This is a genomic window from Dietzia papillomatosis NBRC 105045 (genome assembly GCF_001570845.1).
GTDB classification, from domain to species: Bacteria; Actinomycetota; Actinomycetes; order Mycobacteriales; family Mycobacteriaceae; genus Dietzia; species Dietzia cinnamea.
Window position 1 is genome coordinate 56,971 of record NZ_BCSL01000012.1, and the last position, 16,073, is coordinate 73,043.

Genomic DNA, 16,073 nt, shown 5'->3' on the forward strand with positions numbered 1-16,073 from the left:
CGCCGTGCGCATCGCCGCCGCCCAGATCCTGACCGGACGCGACCCGCAGGACAACCTCCGACTGGTCCGCGAGTCGGTGGCCGAGGCCGCGGCGCAGTCGGCTCGCATCGTGGTGTTCCCCGAAGCCACCATGCGCGCGTTCGGGGCCGGTCGACTCGACGAGATCGCCGAACCCCTCGAGGGCCCGTGGGCGAGTGCCGTGGCCGATTCCGCCCGTGAGCACGGTGTCCTCGTCGTCGTCGGTATGTTCACGCCCGGTCGGGGCGGCCGCGTCCGCAACACCCTCCTGGTCACGGGACCCACCGGCGGCGGCGAGGAGATCCACACGGGCTACGACAAGATCCACCTGTTCGACGCGTTCGGGTTCGCCGAGTCCGACACCGTCGAGCCCGGTGACGCGACGCGCGTGGTGACGGTCGACGGCGTGGGGGTCGGCCTGAGCGTCTGTTACGACATCCGGTTCCCCGGCCAGTACACCGCGCTCGCGTCCGCCGGCGCGCGCCTCACCCTGTGCAGCGCGTCATGGGGCGCCGGGCCGGGCAAGGTCGACCAGTGGCGGCTGCTCGCCCGGGCGCGCGCGCTCGACTCGACGACCTTCCTGCTCGCCGTGGGACAGGCCGACCCGGCCGTCGAGGGCGTCGAGGTCAAGCGCGGCGCACCCACCGGAGTCGGTCACTCGCTGCTCGTCGGGCCGGACGGGACCGTGCGCTCCGAGGCCGGTCCCGACGCGGGGCTGATGGTCGTGGAGGTCGACGACGACGAGGTCACCGATATCCGGAAGGTCATCCCCGTGCTCGCGAACGGGCGTGTCACGGAGGAGTCGCACGGGAAGATCCCGCGGTGAGCGGACCGGGCGGCCCACGCCGGGGCGACGATCCCGCAGATCCGGACCGCGCCGGCGACGCGCCCACCGAGCCGACCCCGGCGGCCGATCCCGCCGACCCGGGGGCTGCGGGGCCTGCTGACCCGCCCACCGAGCGCTTGTCGCCGGTCGATCCGCCGACCGAGCGCTTCCCACCTGCGGACCCCGCGACCGAGCGCTTCCCACCCGCGGACCCCGCAACCGAGCATCTGCCGCCGGTCCCGGGCGGCGCGTCGAGCACGGCGTGGTCCCGGTACCCCGCTGTGGGTGCGGCGGGTGCGGCGGGTGCAGGCGGCGCGGCGGGGTACCCGACCGGAGGTGTCCACCCGACGGGCCCGGCCGGCCCGACGCCCCCCGCGTATCCGACCGGGGACGTCCCGCCGCCCGGCGACATCCCGCCCGGCGACGGTGGCTTCCGCAGCGACGGGGATGGCGGCGGCGGGTCGACGCCGTGGATGATCGCCGCCGTGCTGTTGGCGCTCGCCCTGGTGGCGGCGCTGGTGATCTGGCTGGTCACCGCTGCCGGGGGCGGCGAGGAGCCGGTCGCCACGGCGCCCACCACATCGACGATGACGACCACGCCGACGACGTCGCGGACCACCACGTCGACCACGCCCACGACGACCGGCCCGCCCAGCGCCGCCGAGCGTTGCAGGTCGGAGTTCATCGCCGGCGAGCTCGGCCGCGGCACGACCGTCCGCGAGTGCGACGAGCGCTTCCTGCTGGTCACCCGCGAGAGCGGCGAGCTGGAGTTGTTCTCGTGGCGGGACGACTCATGGCAGTTCCTCGCGGAGCCGGCATCCGACGTGTGCCGTGAGCAGCTGCAGCAGCTCGGCGTGCCGGACCGCTTCCGGCGCGTGTTCGAGTCCTGCGACGCGACGACCAGCGCGACCTCGTCGCCGAGGTCCACGAGTCGGACGAGCCAGACCACCACCACCGGCACCACGACCACGGTCACCTCGCCGACCACCGCGACCTCGACTTCCACCTCGACCTCGACGACCGTCGAACCCGCCGGCGGCGAGGCGGAGGGCGACGACACGTCCGGCGACGAGACGAACGACGCAGGCACGGCGGCCGGCTGACCCGGGCGACGGGCCTCTTCGGTCGCCCGCGGCCGCTCAGGGCCGGTCGAAGCTGATGTTCTCCCGCGGGGTGCCCGCCGCGACCAGGCCGCGGACGGTCGCGCGCAACATCTCCGGAGACCCCGACACGATCACCTGCCGGTCGGCCCACGACCCCCACTGCGTGACCGCCTCGACCAGCGTCCCGGTCTGCCGACGGTGCAGCGTGCGGGGCAACTCCTGGCGCGGCCCGGCCCACCAGGGATCCTCGTCCTCCTCGGCGACGGGCTGGATGGTCAGCCACGGGGCGGTCGCGGCGAGATCGACGAGCGTGGGCAGGTCGTAGAGGTCGCCGGGGAAGCGGGCCCCGTAGAACAGGTGCACGCGCGGGTTGTGGCCGTGGCGCATCATGTCGAGCAGCAGGCAGCGCAGCGGGGCGATGCCGGTGCCGCCGCCGATCATGAGCACGTCGCGGAACGGCTCGGAGCGGTCCACCTCGAGCAGGCCGAGCGGCCGGGCGAGCACCCAGCGGTCGCCCACGCCGACGCCGCGGACGAGCGAGCCGCTGAGGGCGCCGCCGGGCACGTCGCGGATGTGGAACTCGATCTGCCCGGCCGGGTTCGAGGGGATCGACGGGCTGAGCCGCCGCCACACGCCGGGGGAGTAGGGCGTGAGCACGCTGAGGTACTGGCCGGGGTGGTAGTCGACCATCACGTCGCTGATGAGCCGCACCACCACGACGTCGCGGGTGGGGCGCAGCACCTCCACGACGGTGGCGCCGACGCGCGCGGGCCCCTCGCCGGCGGCCGCGCCCTGTTGGAGGGCGGTCGACAGCACCCGGTACGCGGTCGCCAGGGTGGTCTCGAGCCGGTCGTCCCAGCTACGCCCGGCCAGGTGACGCAGTGTGTGGGTCAGCGCTTCGCCGAAGCGCTGGTGGTGGCGGGGCGCGAGGTCGAGTTTGCGGTGGTCGGCGCCGAGGTCCCGGGCGAACTCGACGACCTCCTCGACCTTCGACCGGTCACCGTGGGCGTACTCGGTGGTCTCGAACGCCCAGGTCATGGCGCGGACGAACTCGCGGAGCACAGGCGTGGCGTCGCGGGGGAACAGCTCGCGGAAGTCGGGGTCGGCGGCGCGGAGCGCGCGGGCGAACAGGCCGGGGAAGCGGTCGTCGGCGAGCAGGTCGCGCAGCGCGAGCAGCGGCGGCGCCTGCGCGCCCACCTCGGCGGGCTCGTCGAGCGGCTCGGCCAACGGGTCGTGTCGTCGACCGAGGAACGGGTCGAGGTCGATGTCCGCGACGAGGCGCTCCACGTCGTGGTCGTGGAACGGCTCGTCGGCAGGCTCCGGTCCGGGGTCGTCGCTCACGTTCCGGGCACCTCCCGTCTCGTCGTCGTCACCATCCCCACCCTATCCGCGCGGCGCCGTTCACCTGCCCAGGGTGATGTCGACGCCCGCGCGCAGCTCGTCCTCGGTGTAGGTCAGCTGGCCGCGGCCGGGCAGTTCCACCACGTAGTAGGAACCGCCCGCGGGGACGTCGGGGAACGCGAACGTGAACGTGCACGAGGCCAGGTCGCCGCCGGAGTAGGCGAGCCGGGCGGTTGTGATGAAGGACGTCGACCTCTCGAGGAGCGTGATGGTGGTGCCCTCGCCGATGTCGGACAGGGAGACGGGCAGGTCGCAAGCGGTGTCGTCACCGGAGACGGGGTCCGCGGGCGTAGAGACCACGGTGAACGTGCCGTCGACCGCGAACGCCGCCGAGCCCTGCGCCCGTTCGGGCGGCGGGAGCAGTTGGGGGATCGGCCCGCGCGCGGCGTCGGTGCCGCGGCCGACGTCGGAGCCGGTGTCCGACCACGGCCCGGGGAGCAGCCCGGACACGGCGACGCCCAGGACGACGACGAGCGCCGCCACCCCGAACACGGCGGCCGTCGCGAGGCCGCCGCGGACGCGGGACGTCGGCGGGGTCGGGACGGGCGGTGGGCCGGCGCCGGGACCGCCGTCGGGGGCCGGGGACGGGGGCTGCGGTGGCGGGGAGTCGGCGTCCGGGCCGGGCACGGGTGAGGGCAGGGGCCGGGGTGGGTCGCCGTAGCGGTAGGTGCCGTCGGCGAGCGGCGGGTAGTGCATCGGCATGCGCGGTGCCCCCTTCCCGCCCGGTGGTCGATCGGCCGGCCGGCGCCCGATCGGATGCCCGGCGTCAGTGGGCGATTCTAGTGGCCGTACGGGTGCCGGGTCGGTCACAGTGGCGACGCGGCCGGGTGGGTCGCTTGGTCCCGGGCCCGTCGGTCGGGGATGCTGGGACGATGGCTGCCGATCCGTCGACTCCCGCTCACCCCCGCCGCGACCCGGTCGGACCCGGGCACGACCCGGTCGACGACGCCGATCTCGATCCGCGCTCGCCGGTGCCGACCCGGCCGGGCCCGCTGGGCATGGTGGGCAACGCCGTCCGCGGCGCGCTCATCGGCATGGCCGAACTGGTCCCCGGCGTCTCGGGCGGCACGGTGGCCCTGGTGACCGGTGTCTACCCGCGGTTGCTGGATTCCGGCGCGCACCTGGTGGACGGCCTGCGCTCGGCCGCGCTGGGCCCGGACCGTCGGGCCCGCACCCGCGCCGCGTTCCGGCACGTCGACTGGTGGCTGCTGCTGCCGATGGCGATCGGCATGCTCGCGGTGGTGTTCACCGTGGCCGGGGTGATGAAGGGGTTCGTCGAGGGCAGTCCCGAGATCGCCCGCGGCCTGTTCCTGGGCATGGTCGCCGCGAGCATCGCGGTCCCGCTGGGGATGGCGCGGGCCACCCCGGGTGGGCGCAACTGGGTGCTGGGCCTGATCTTCGTGCTCGGCGCCGCGTTCGCGTTCGTCCTGTCCGGGTTGCCGAGCGGGTCGATCAGCGACCCCTCCTACCTGCTGGTGTTCGTGGCGGCGGCCGTGGCGATCTGCGCCCTGGTCCTGCCCGGGGTGTCCGGGTCGTACCTGCTGCTGGCGATGGGCCTGTACGCCCCCACGCTCGGGGCGGTCGACGAGCGAGACTTCGCCTACCTGGGTGTCTTCGCGCTCGGCGCGCTGGTCGGCATCTCGCTGTTCGTCAAGGTCCTCGACCGGCTCCTCGAGGACTTCCGCAAGCCCACTCTCGTCGCCATGGCCGGGCTCATGCTGGGTTCGCTGCGTGCGCTGTGGCCGTGGCAGACGGAGGAGGCCGACGTGCTCGCGCCCGGGTCGGACTGGCCCGCCGTCCTGGCCGCGGTGGTGGCCGGCGTGGCGGTGGTGCTGATCGTGCTGGCCGTGGAGAAGGCCTTCGCCGGGAAGACCACCGGCACCGCCGCCACCGGCACCGCCGCCACCGATCAGGCCGCCGACAGCACCTCCGACTCCAACCGCCGGTAGCCGACCTCCATCCCGTCGACCATCCCGGTGCCGAGGATCATCTCGCGCAGCTCGGCGCTCGCGTAGGTGATGACGAGCGTGAGCAGCGTCCCGCCCTCCACGGCGGTGAGGGTCTGCTCGTTGCGGGTGGGCGGCGCGTCGGCGCCCTCCATCGTCTCGGTGAACACCTCGCGGTGTGGCGGGTGGGTCTCCAGCAGCTCACCCGTCAGGGCGAACGGCTCGCCCTCGACGCCCTCCTCGGGCGCCCACTCGAAGCGCGTGGTCTCGCCGGGTTCCGACGCGACCCGGCACCCGACGAGCGCCCAGCCGTCCGGCCCGTGGAACCACCGGTCCAGGACCGCGGGGTCGTGGTGGGCGTCCCAGACCTGCTGCGGGGTCCCGCGCAGGACGCGGGTGAACCGGACCGTCCGGTCGTCGAGGTGCTGCGTCCGCGTGCCGGCGTGGGCCGCGAAGCTGGCGTCGTCGCCGACGACGGCGTCGATCTGACCCATCGCCTCGCGGGTGCCCTCCTCCATGCCCATCGCGACCAGCTGCTCGAGTTCGGAGAGGCTGGCGAAGTGGGAGGTGGTGGTGAGGCGGGAGCCGGTGTCCGTCGCCTCGAAGCTGAACACCATGCGCGTGGTGGGCAGGTCCGTGTCGGGCGCGCCGTCGTCGCGGGTGAACCCGTCGAGCACCTCGAACGATCGGCCCTCGTCGACCGCGAGGAACTCCCAGTAGCCGCGGGCGCGGCTGCCGTCGGGCCCGGTCATGTAGTAGTCCGTCCGGCCGCCGGGGAACACGGCGTGCCGGGTGAAGGTGGCGGGCCACGTCGGCGGGCCCCAGAAGCGTTCGATCTGCCGCGGGTCGACATAGGCGTCCCACAGGCGACGCACCGGCACCGGGAACTCGGCGACGATGGTCAGGGTCAGTTGGTCGAGATCTTTGTCCACCGATGTCACCGGCATGACGGGCCTTCTTCCTCGCGGATGGTGCTGACGTGGGTCACTCGTGGTGCTGCTCCTCGGCGAGGAGGGCGTCGAGTCGGTCGATGCGTCCCCGCCAGATGTCCTCGAACCCGTCGAGCAGGCTCTGCGCTCGTCGGATCGCGTCGACATCGCCCCGGATCCGGCGCTCTCGGCCGATCCGGTGGTCACTGATCAGTCCCGCCTCCTCCAGGACGTTGACGTGCTTGCGGACGGCCGCGAACGACATGTCGTAGTGGTCCGCCAGTTCGGAGACGGTGGACTCGCCGGCGAGCGTCCGCCGGAGGATGTCCCGCCGCGTGCCGTCGGCCAGCGCGCGGAACAGTCGGTCCACCTCGTCGTCGAGGGCCACCTCATCCGTTCGACATGAAACCATGTGGTATCACGTTAGGTCTGCCCGCGCCCGGGGTCAACACCCCGTAGCGGGCCGCCCTCCGGGCGCCGGAATTCCACAGCCCGCTTTCGTCTCCACAGGGACGGGCGGGTGCCGCCCGGTGAGCGGCCGTCTCGTCGTCGTCGTCCTCTAGCCTGACGGCGTGCAGGCATCGCTCCCGAGGGTTCCCGAGACCGACGTCGCCTCCTTCGTGGGCGCGGCGGCGCTCGGCCGCGCCCGGGGCTACGTCGACGCCACGCGCATCCGGGAGCTGCGGTACGACACCGCCACCCACCGCCTCGACGCGGACGTCGCGGGCAGCGGCGGCCGGGGCGGCCGCGCCTGGTACTCGACGACCGTCCACCTCGGGGCGCCCGACGCGGACGGCTACTCGCGCCCGCGCCGCAGCATGTGCACCTGCCCCGTCGCGCTGAACTGCAAGCACGCCGCCGCGGTCATTCTGTACGCGGCGACGATCGCCGACCGGGACGCCGGCCTGCCCGACTGGCGGCGTCAGGCCGAGGAATCCCTGCGCACGGTCGACGCGGGCCGGGCGTACGAGGAGGCGCCGCTCGTCGGGCTGCAACTGTCGGTGGTGCCCGACGAACTCGCCCCGGACGGCGGCTCGGGCGGACTGCAACCGGGGCTCGGCAACCGGCTCAAGGCGCGGATCGTGGTGCCCGGCAGCGGTGGCCGCTGGAAGTCGGCGGGCGTCGAGTGGGACCGGCTGCGCTACGGCTGGGACGGCGGGCTCTCGCTCGCCCAGGCCGCGTGGCTGCGGGCGGTCGACGCGCTCGCCCGCAGTCACCGCCAAGCGCGCGTCTGGCTCGACCTGTGCGACGCCGAGGTCCCCGCCCTGTGGCCGCTCATCACCACGGCCGCGGAGGCGGAGATGGAGATCGTCCCCGGCGACGGCCTGCTCGAGGTCCTGCCCGGGCCGCCGCGCCGCGTCGGCCTCACCGCGTGGAGCCCGGACGGGTCGGCACTGGTGGTGGTCGCCGCGGCGGAGGTGGAGCCGGGGCCGGACGGCTCCGGCCCCGGCGGCGCCCACGGCACCGGGGAGGGCGACGGCGACGACGGCGAGGGCCGCGACCGCCCCCTGCCCGGCGCCCTCGTGGGGGAGCACGGGGACATGGTCGCGCTGGTCCACGACCGGGTGCTGGAGCTGTCCCCGGTCGGGCGGCTGGGGCCCGGCGTGGCCAGGCGGCTGCGGCTGTGGCGCGCCCTGACCGTCCCCGACGACGCGGTGCCTGAGTTCTGTGCGGACTTCCTGCCCGACCTCGTCGACAGGTTCCCGGTGACCGACCGCGTCGGCCGGCTCGAACTCCCCAGGTTCGACCGCGCCGAGCTCGAGCTGACGATCCGGCCGCCCGCCGGGGCGGGCCCGGGCGGTGCGACCCACGAGCTGGGACTGATGCTGCAGTGGCACCGCGTCGACGTGATGCGCATGTCCGACGACACCGAGGTCGCGCGCCGGAGCCCCCTCGGCGTGGCCGAGATGGGGATCGGCACCCCGCTGCCCGGGGATCCCGCACTCGTCGCGCTGACCACGGCCGTCTCCGACGCGGGCTGGGGCTGGATCCTCGGCGAGGGCACCCTGCGGGTGGCCGGCCGGGAGGCGGGCCTGCTGCTGACCGACGGTCTCGAGCAGCTCCGCGCACTCGACGGCGTCCACGTGGTGCTGGCCGACGAGGTGCCGAGTATCCGCCGGGCCACGGAGGGGCCGCGCATTCACGTGGCCACCGAGGACGACCGCTCGGGGATCGACTGGCTGGGACTGACGGTCACCGTCACCGTCGAAGGCCGCCCCGTCCCGTTCGCCGCCATCTTCCGGGCGGTGGTCACCGGGCAGGACGAGTTCCTCACCGAGGACGGGCTGCTCGTCCCGGTGGACCTCGAGCGGTTCGGCGAGCTGCGCGAGCTGCTCGACGAGGCGATGGCGGCCTCCGCCGAGCGGGTCGGCAGGGAGCCGGACGGGGCGGGAGTGAAGATCGGCCTCGGACAGGCCGGGGTGCTCGCGGACCTCGCGGAGCTGGCTGACGATCTCGAGCCACCGTCCGGGCGGGCGCGCGCGCTGCTCGAACTGGCCGCCGACACCCCCGCGCCCGTCCCGGCCCCCGCCGCGCTCGAGGCGGACCTGCGGCCGTACCAGCAGCAGGGCCTGGACTGGCTGGCCATGCTGTGGCGGCACCGGATCGGCGGGATCCTCGCCGACGACATGGGCCTGGGCAAGACCATCCAGTCGCTCGCGCTCATCGCCCACGCGCACGAGACCGCCGGCGACCGCCCGCCGGGACCGTTCCTCGTCGTGGCGCCCTCGTCGGTCGTGCCCAACTGGGAGGCCGAGGCGCGCCGGTTCGTCCCCTCGCTCCGGGTGTCGCGGCGGTCTGCGACCGAGGCCCGGTCCACGACGACGGTCGCCGAGGACGCGGCCGCGTCCGACATCGTGGTGACCTCCGCCGCGGTTCTGCGGCTGGACGCCGAGTCGTACGCGGGCGTCGAGTGGGCGGGCGTGATCCTCGACGAGGCCCAGCAGGCAAAGAACCCGGGGTCCAAGCTCTTCGCCGCGCTGGCCGGGCTGCGGGCGGACTTCCTGCTCGCCGTGACGGGCACGCCCATGGAGAACAACCTCACCGAACTGTGGGCGGTCGCGGCGCTGTCGTGCCGGGGCGTGCTGCCCGACGCCAAGGACTTCCGCACCCGCTTCCGCACGCCCATCGAGAAGGACGGGGACCGGGCCACGCTCGAGCGGCTGCGCAGGCGGTTGCGTCCGTTCCTGCTGCGGCGGCGCAAGGAGCTCGTGGCCGCCGACCTGCCCCCGCGCACGGACGCGGTGATGGAGATCGAGCTGTCGGCCACGCACCGCCGGATCTACGAACGGGAGCTCGCGAGGCAGCGGGCCTCGCTGCTGGCGCTGCTCGACGACTTCGAGTCCAACCGCATCAGCGTCCTCGCCGGGCTCACCGTGCTCCGGCGGCTGTGCCTGGACGCCTCCCTGGTCGACCCGGACCATCTCGGCGTCGCGTCGGCGAAGACCGACGAGCTCATCGCCGCGCTGCGGGAGGTGGTGGCCGAGGGGCACCGCGCGCTCGTGTTCAGCCAGTTCACCACCTACCTCGACACCGTCGTGGATCGCCTGCGCGACGAGGGGATCACCGTGGCCCACCTCGACGGCAGCACGACGGATCGGGCCGGGGCCGTCGGCGAGTTCACCGAGGGCGGCGCGCAGGTGTTCTGCCTCAGTCTCAAGGCCGGCGGCGTGGGGCTCAACCTGGTCGGCGCTGACTACGTGTTCCTGCTGGACCCGTGGTGGAACCCTGCGACCGAGGCCCAGGCCGTGGACCGCGCGCACCGCATCGGCCAGACCCGCCCGGTGCTGGTCTACCGCATGGTCGCCCGCGACACCATCGAGGAACGCGTGGTCGAGCTGCAGCAACGCAAGGCCGAGCTGTTCGCCTCCGTCCTGGACAGCGGAGAACACTTCTCCGCCGCGCTCACCGCCGACGACCTGCGCGGTCTGCTGGAGTAGGCGCGCGACTCAACGCATCTCCGGCAGCGCCAGCCCCGCCGCGACGGCCGCCCCGAACAGCGCCGTGTCCCGCGACGGCGAGTAGACCACGCGCGGGATGGGCACGGTGATCGGCAGCGACTGGAGCTGCTCGGCGACCGGTCCGTGCAGCGCCTCGCCCAGCCCCACGACGATGCCGCCGGTGAGCAGGACCGTCCGGGGGCGGAAGAGCTGGACGGCGTCCACGAGGAACGATCCGAGCCGGTAGGCGTAGATTTCGGCGGCGCCGTCACCGTGCTCCCGCTCGAGGTCGTACAGGCCGTGCCCGCCCAGTCCCCACCACGCCTCGGTGTTGGTGCCGTCGCCGACGATCCGCCAGTGCCCGAGGTCCCAGCCGGTGTGGCCGCACGGGTGGATGAGCGCACCGTGGTGGTTGAGTGCGCCGAACGCCAGGGACGAGCCGAGGGAGATGGCGATCCCGCCGAACTCGACGTCCGGGAGCCGCGTCAGCGCCAGGGCGTGGGCGTCGCCGTCGCCGATGACCGAGACCGGCGCGTCGATCAGCGACACCAGCTCGGTGCGCAGGTCGCCCTCCGCCCACGCGGCGGCACGCGACATGACGACCCGCCCGCGGTCCGCGTCGACGTGGCCGTTCAGCGACACCCCGACCCCGGCGGGGGAGCGGTCGACGGCGAGGATCGCGGTGGCGAGATCCTCGGCGGTCGCGACCTCGGCACCGTGGACGCCCACCACGTTGCCGTCCACCACGGCACCGATCCGCGTCCCGCTGCCGCCGATGTCCACGACCACGCCGTTGCGCATCGCCGCACCTCCCTCTTTCGTGCCTACATTCTCACCACTTATTCGTAGCGGGTGCGCGGAGGGTTTGCCGCCGGTGACCGCGCGCCGGGCCGGCACATAGGCCGCCGGCCGGGGTGTGGCCGAGATCATGCGGAGTCCGGAGATCGGACGTCGCCGCGTGTCGTTAGTAGTAGACATGACCGCTACTTTCAACACCCAGAACGCGCTCGCCCTCGACGAGCAGGCGCAGGACCTCCTGTTCCGCGAGGCGCGCACGGCCAACGCCTTCTCTGATGAGCCCGTCACCGACGAGCAGATCCGCGCGATCTTCGACCTGGTGAAGTGGGCGCCCACCTCCATGAACACCCAGCCTCTGCGCGCCATCGTCATCCGATCGGAGGAGGCCAAAGCCCGGCTGCTCCCGCTCCTCGCCGAGGGTAACCGCGCAAAGACCGCCGCGGCCCCGGCCGTCGCGCTGCTCGCGGCCGACATCGACTTCCACGACGAGCTGCCCACGCAGTTCCCGCACTTCCCCGGTGCGCGCGATCTGTTCGCCGATGACGAGGACGCCCGCGTGAGCACGGCCGAACTCAACGCCGGGCTGCAGATCGGCTACGCGATCATCGGGATCCGTGCCGCCGGCCTCGCGGCGGGTCCGATGACCGGCTTCGACGCCGAGGCGATCTCCCGGGAGTTCTTCCCCGACGGCCGCCACCGCGTGCTCGTGGCCATCAACATCGGCAAGCCGGCCGAGGAGGGTGCCTGGTTCGACCGGCTCCCGCGGCTCGGGTACGACGAGGTCGTCGAGACCCTCTGACCGAGCTCTCCTCCACCTCCCCGACGGGCCGGGCGCTGCGGCGCCCGGCCCGTCGGCGTCATCCGGCGGTCGTCCAGGCGAGGACGTCGACGGCCCAGACGATGTCTCCGATGACCCCCGGCGGCGCGCCGATGGTCGACACGGGGATCTCACGTCCGCACGGCCAGTGGGCGATGTGTCCGCTTTCGGTGGTCATCATGGCGCAGTCGAGGTCGGCCCGGAGCCCGGCCGGCGGCGGGTGGTCCTCGGGCCGTCGCGGTGACCATTACCCGTGCAGCGGCCGGGGCGCGCCCGGGATGGTGGTGTCCCGGTGCTCGGCGGGGACCTTTTCCAGCAGTGAGGGGGTCGTGCCGACCACGGCCAGCGCGGTCGCGATCGGCACCACCACCGCGAGGACGTAGATGACGAACCTGGTGGCGCGGGCCACCGGACTGTAATGGAGTCTTTTCAATTGTGGACATTCGTTCACAACAGTCTGCGGTCTTTGTGGCGCGACCTCTAACCTGAGTGGAATAGACTCAATACGACAGTCGTTGTAGAGAGTGTCCGGCAGCGAACAACGCCGGTATTGATTCCAGTACGCTCAACACTACGCCTAGAAAGGACCGGTCGATGAGCCAGTTCAACCCCACGACCAAGACTCAGGCGGCTCTCTCGGCCGCCGTCCAATCCGCGTCCGCGGCGGGTAACCCGGATGTGCGACCCGGGCACCTGCTCGTCGCCCTGCTCGAGCAGCAGGACGGGATCGCCACCCCCCTCCTCCAGGCCTGCGGGGTGGACCCGCAGCTCGCCCTGGCCCAGGCCAAGGCCCTCGTCAGCGGATACCCCAAGGCGTCGGGCTCGGGGATGGCCGCCCCCAACTTGAATCGCGACGCCCTCGCCGTCGTCAACTACTCCCAGACCCTCGCGGCGGAGATGGGCGACGACTACGTCTCCACCGAACACGTCCTGGTCGGCATCGCCGCAGGTGGCGCTCCTGGCGCCACAAACGCAGACGCGGCCAAGCTCCTGAACGAGCTCGGCGCCACCGAGGAGGCGCTCAAGCAGGCGTTCACCGCAGTCCGCGGCAACACCCGCGTGACCACGGAGAATCCCGAGGACCAGTACCAGGCGCTCGAGAAGTACGCCACGGACCTCACCGCCCGCGCGCGGGAGGGCAAGATCGACCCGGTCATCGGGCGCGACTCGGAAATCCGCCGCGTCGTTCAGGTTCTGTCCCGTCGCACCAAGAACAACCCCGTGCTCATCGGTGAGCCCGGCGTCGGCAAGACCGCCATCGTGGAGGGCCTGGCCCGCCGCATCGTCGCCGGGGACGTCCCCGAGTCCCTCAAGGGCAAGACCCTGCTCTCGCTGGACCTGGGCTCGATGGTCGCGGGCGCGAAGTACCGCGGCGAGTTCGAGGAGCGGCTCAAGGCCGTGCTCGACGAGATCACCGCGGCCGAGGGCCAGATCATCACGTTCATCGACGAGATCCACACGATCGTCGGCGCCGGCGCGACCGGCGAGGGTTCGATGGACGCCGGCAACATGATCAAGCCGATGCTCGCCCGCGGCGAGCTGCGACTGGTCGGCGCCACGACCCTCGACGAGTACCGCAAGTACATCGAGAAGGACGCGGCCCTCGAGCGCCGCTTCCAGCAGGTGTACGTGGGTGAGCCCAGCGTCGAGGACACCGTCGGCATCCTGCGCGGGCTCAAGGAGCGCTACGAGGTCCACCACGGCGTGCGCATCACCGACTCCGCACTGGTCTCGGCCGCCACGCTCTCGGACCGCTACATCACGCAGCGGTTCCTGCCCGACAAGGCGATCGACCTGGTCGACGAGGCCGCCAGCCGGCTCAAGATGGAGATCGACTCGCGCCCCGAGGAGATCGACGCCGCCGAGCGGATCGTTCGCAGGCTGGAGATCGAGGAGGTCGCTCTGCAGAAGGAGACCGACGCCGCGTCCAAGGACCGGCTGGTCGCCCTGCAGGCCGAGCTCGCCGACGCCAAGGAGAAGCTGTCCGAGCTGACCGCCCGCTGGCAGAACGAGAAGACCGCCATCGAGGGCGTGCAGCGGATCAAGGAGGAGCTCGACGCCCTGCGCACCGAGTCCGATAAGGCCGAGCGCGACGGCGACTACGCCCGCGTGGCCGAGATCCGCTACGGACGGCTGCCCGAGCTGGAGAAGCAGCTCGCGCAGGCGGAGGAGAGCGAGGCCGCGGCCGGCGCGATGCTCAAGGAGGAGGTCGGTCCCGAGGACGTCGCCGAGGTCGTCTCCGCCTGGACCGGGATCCCCGTGGGCAAGATGCTCGAGGGCGAGACCGAGAAGCTGCTGCGGATGGAGGACGAGCTCGGCCGCCGGGTCGTCGGTCAGCACGAGGCCGTGCGGGCCGTGTCCGACGCGGTCCGCCGCGCCCGGGCCGGGGTCGCCGACCCCAACCGGCCCACCGGCTCGTTCCTGTTCCTCGGCCCGACGGGCGTCGGTAAGACGGAGCTGGCCAAATCACTGGCCCAGTTCCTGTTCGACGACGAGCGCGCCATGGTCCGGATCGACATGAGCGAGTACTCGGAGAAGCACTCGGTCGCGCGACTCGTCGGTGCCCCTCCGGGCTACGTCGGCTACGAGGCCGGCGGCCAGCTCACCGAGGCGGTGCGCCGCAGGCCGTACACGGTCGTCCTTCTCGACGAGGTGGAGAAGGCTCACCCGGACGTCTTCGACATCCTCCTGCAGGTCCTCGACGACGGTCGCCTGACCGATGGTCAGGGACGCACGGTCGACTTCCGCAACACCATCCTCGTCCTCACCTCGAACCTGGGCGCGGGCGGCACGCGTGAGCAGATGATGGACGCGGTCAAGCGGGCGTTCAAGCCGGAGTTCATCAACCGACTGGATGACGTGGTGGTCTTCGACGCCCTCAGCGAGGAGCAGCTGGAGTCGATCGTCGACATCCAGATCGACCAGCTCGCCGAGCGGCTGAAGGCCCGGCGACTGGTGCTCGAGGTCGACGAGGCCGCCAAGGGCTGGCTGGCCCGGCGCGGCTACGACCCGGCCTACGGCGCGCGCCCGCTGCGTCGACTGGTGCAGAAGTCGATCGGCGACCGGCTGGCCCGGGCGCTGCTCGGCGGCGAGGTCCGCGACGGCGACACCGTGCGCGTCTCGCTGGCCGAGGACGGCGAGACGCTCCAGCTGAGCTGAGCCGATGCGGCGCCCGACGGGCCCGGTCACCGGAACGCGGTGACCGGGCCCGTCTCGTCGAGAAGCGCGTTCCGTACCCGCCGATCCCGGGCGATGTGCACGGAACGTACTTGTCGACGAGCCGCGCCGGATGGCGTGAAGCCTGTCACCGCAGCCGGATCGGGCCGCCCACCACGCCGCCGTACGAACTATCCTGGCCACGTGACCAGCGACACCGTCCTCTCGACCACTCGTCCCGACAGCCCCCTTCTCGTCACGGCGCGCGAGCTGATCAACGACGTCTCCAACCTGCCGGTCCCGCCCGTCATCCTCGACGTGCGCTGGCAGCTCGGTGACGCGCTCGGGCGCGAGCATTACTGGTCCGGCCACATCCCCGGCGCGCAGTATCTGGACCTGCCGGGCGACCTCGCGGGCCAGCGCAACGTCCGCGAGGGTCGGCACCCGTTGCCCTCGCCGGAGGACTTCGAGGACGCGATGCGCCGCGTCGGTATCGACAACGACAGTCGCGTCGTGATCTACGACGACCTCGGCAACACCTCGGCCGCCCGCGCCTGGTGGCTCATGCGGTGGGCCGGCAAGAAGGACGTGCACCTGCTCGACGGCGGTCTCAAGGCGTGGATCGCGGAGGGTGAGGACCTCGCCGTGGGGCCCGGCAACCCGGTCTCGCGCGGGAACTTCACGTTCGACCTGGATCACATGCAGACGGTCGGGATCGACGACACCGCGACGTGGCCCGAGCGGGGCGTGCTCATCGACGCCCGCACCCCGGAGCGCTACGAGGGTCGCACGGAGCCGATGGACTCGCGCGCCGGCCACATCCCGGGCGCGGTCAACATGCCCACCGGGAATTTCCTCGACGAGCGCGGCCGCTTCCTGCCGGCCGAGCAGATCCGCCGGATGTTCGCAGACGTGGGCGTGACCAGCGGTTCTGACGCGGTCGTCTACTGCGGTTCGGGCATCCACGCCTGTCACGCACTCGCGGCGATGGAGGTCGCGGGGCTCGAGACGGGCCGGCTGTTCCCAGGCTCGTGGTCGCAGTGGTCGGCGGACCGGAAGCGGCCGATCGCGATCGGCCCGGACCCCCGCTAGTCACCCCCTCCGGCCGGTCCGGGCGCGGTTCACAGCCGCACACGGGACC

At 72.8% G+C, this 16,073-nt stretch carries 14 protein-coding genes; 7 read left to right on the forward strand and 7 right to left on the reverse strand.

The window, feature by feature from the left end:
- Window positions 1–4 precede the first annotated feature (4 nt).
- Together DPA01S_RS06075 and DPA01S_RS06080 are read left to right on the forward strand one after the other, a co-directional pair.
- Window positions 5–844 (forward strand): carbon-nitrogen hydrolase family protein, encoded by an 840-nt coding sequence (locus tag DPA01S_RS06075; RefSeq protein ID WP_061914666.1) that lies wholly within the window; start codon window positions 5–7, stop codon window positions 842–844.
- Complete coding sequence (locus DPA01S_RS06080) at window positions 841–1,947, forward strand: hypothetical protein (protein ID WP_157076962.1); 1,107 nt, start codon at window positions 841–843, stop codon at window positions 1,945–1,947. Before DPA01S_RS06075 ends, DPA01S_RS06080 begins: the two co-directional genes overlap by 4 nt.
- Window positions 1,948–1,983: 36 nt before the next feature.
- Here DPA01S_RS06080 and DPA01S_RS06085 read toward each other — a convergent pair whose 3' ends face one another.
- Together DPA01S_RS06085 and DPA01S_RS06090 are read right to left on the reverse strand one after the other, a co-directional pair.
- Window positions 1,984–3,288 (reverse strand): FAD-binding oxidoreductase, encoded by a 1,305-nt coding sequence (locus DPA01S_RS06085; RefSeq protein ID WP_061914669.1) that lies wholly within the window; start codon window positions 3,286–3,288, stop codon window positions 1,984–1,986.
- A 60-nt stretch (window positions 3,289–3,348) separates the two neighbouring features.
- Window positions 3,349–4,050, reverse strand: a complete 702-nt coding sequence (locus DPA01S_RS06090; RefSeq protein WP_061914672.1) for a hypothetical protein — start codon at window positions 4,048–4,050, stop codon at window positions 3,349–3,351.
- Window positions 4,051–4,220: 170 nt separating this feature from the next.
- On the opposite strand from DPA01S_RS06090, the gene DPA01S_RS06095 reads away from it, so the two are divergent.
- Window positions 4,221–5,297, forward strand: coding sequence for a DUF368 domain-containing protein (locus DPA01S_RS06095; RefSeq protein ID WP_061914674.1), 1,077 nt, complete (start codon window positions 4,221–4,223; stop codon window positions 5,295–5,297).
- Here the strand turns inward: DPA01S_RS06095 and DPA01S_RS06100 are convergent.
- Together DPA01S_RS06100 and DPA01S_RS06105 are read right to left on the reverse strand one after the other, a co-directional pair.
- Window positions 5,258–6,241: an SRPBCC family protein gene (locus DPA01S_RS06100; RefSeq protein ID WP_061914677.1), complete on the reverse strand. Its 984-nt coding sequence runs from the start codon at window positions 6,239–6,241 to the stop codon at window positions 5,258–5,260. The genes DPA01S_RS06095 and DPA01S_RS06100 overlap by 40 nt on opposite strands.
- A gap of 37 nt (window positions 6,242–6,278) precedes the next feature.
- Window positions 6,279–6,635 carry an ArsR/SmtB family transcription factor gene (locus DPA01S_RS06105; RefSeq protein ID WP_061914680.1) on the reverse strand — a complete coding sequence of 119 codons (357 nt, stop codon included), beginning with the start codon at window positions 6,633–6,635 and terminating at the stop codon, window positions 6,279–6,281.
- A 160-nt stretch (window positions 6,636–6,795) separates the two neighbouring features.
- Between DPA01S_RS06105 and DPA01S_RS06110 the strand changes: the two genes are divergently transcribed.
- Window positions 6,796–10,161: a DEAD/DEAH box helicase gene (locus tag DPA01S_RS06110; protein WP_061914684.1), complete on the forward strand. Its 3,366-nt coding sequence runs from the start codon at window positions 6,796–6,798 to the stop codon at window positions 10,159–10,161.
- A gap of 9 nt (window positions 10,162–10,170) precedes the next feature.
- Here DPA01S_RS06110 and DPA01S_RS06115 read toward each other — a convergent pair whose 3' ends face one another.
- Entirely contained in the window at window positions 10,171–10,962 is a 792-nt protein-coding gene (locus DPA01S_RS06115) for an ROK family protein (protein WP_061914687.1), read from the reverse strand.
- A gap of 175 nt (window positions 10,963–11,137) precedes the next feature.
- On the opposite strand from DPA01S_RS06115, the gene DPA01S_RS06120 reads away from it, so the two are divergent.
- A complete protein-coding gene (locus DPA01S_RS06120; protein WP_061914690.1) occupies window positions 11,138–11,758 on the forward strand; it encodes a malonic semialdehyde reductase in 621 nt (206 codons plus the stop codon).
- Window positions 11,759–11,816: 58 nt separating this feature from the next.
- Here DPA01S_RS06120 and DPA01S_RS16740 read toward each other — a convergent pair whose 3' ends face one another.
- Together DPA01S_RS16740 and DPA01S_RS16745 are read right to left on the reverse strand one after the other, a co-directional pair.
- The gene (locus DPA01S_RS16740) at window positions 11,817–11,957 is read right to left on the reverse strand and encodes a hypothetical protein (RefSeq protein ID WP_157076963.1); all 141 of its coding nucleotides are present in this window, start codon (window positions 11,955–11,957) and stop codon (window positions 11,817–11,819) included.
- Between the two features lie 66 nt (window positions 11,958–12,023).
- Window positions 12,024–12,185, reverse strand: coding sequence for a hypothetical protein (locus DPA01S_RS16745; RefSeq protein ID WP_157076964.1), 162 nt, complete (start codon window positions 12,183–12,185; stop codon window positions 12,024–12,026).
- Window positions 12,186–12,370: 185 nt separating this feature from the next.
- Between DPA01S_RS16745 and clpB the strand changes: the two genes are divergently transcribed.
- Complete coding sequence (clpB, locus tag DPA01S_RS06125; RefSeq protein WP_061914693.1) at window positions 12,371–14,935, forward strand: ATP-dependent chaperone ClpB; 2,565 nt, start codon at window positions 12,371–12,373, stop codon at window positions 14,933–14,935.
- Window positions 14,936–15,136: 201 nt separating this feature from the next.
- Complete coding sequence (locus tag DPA01S_RS06130) at window positions 15,137–16,024, forward strand: sulfurtransferase (protein WP_061914696.1); 888 nt, start codon at window positions 15,137–15,139, stop codon at window positions 16,022–16,024.
- Window positions 16,025–16,073 lie beyond the last annotated feature (49 nt).

What these genes read in the sequence shown, in the direction of transcription:
- DPA01S_RS06120 (WP_061914690.1), top strand. Translation starts at nt 11,138, where the DNA reads ATGACCGCTACTTTCAACACCCAGAACGCGCTCGCCCTCGACGAGCAG.
- DPA01S_RS16740 (WP_157076963.1), bottom strand. Translation starts at nt 11,957, where the DNA reads ATGATGACCACCGAAAGCGGACACATCGCCCACTGGCCGTGCGGACGT.
- clpB (WP_061914693.1), top strand. Translation starts at nt 12,371, where the DNA reads ATGAGCCAGTTCAACCCCACGACCAAGACTCAGGCGGCTCTCTCGGCC.
- DPA01S_RS06105 (WP_061914680.1), bottom strand. Translation starts at nt 6,635, where the DNA reads ATGGTTTCATGTCGAACGGATGAGGTGGCCCTCGACGACGAGGTGGAC.
- DPA01S_RS06095 (WP_061914674.1), top strand. Translation starts at nt 4,221, where the DNA reads ATGGCTGCCGATCCGTCGACTCCCGCTCACCCCCGCCGCGACCCGGTC.
- DPA01S_RS06090 (WP_061914672.1), bottom strand. Translation starts at nt 4,050, where the DNA reads ATGCCGATGCACTACCCGCCGCTCGCCGACGGCACCTACCGCTACGGC.
- DPA01S_RS06100 (WP_061914677.1), bottom strand. Translation starts at nt 6,241, where the DNA reads ATGCCGGTGACATCGGTGGACAAAGATCTCGACCAACTGACCCTGACC.
- DPA01S_RS06115 (WP_061914687.1), bottom strand. Translation starts at nt 10,962, where the DNA reads ATGCGCAACGGCGTGGTCGTGGACATCGGCGGCAGCGGGACGCGGATC.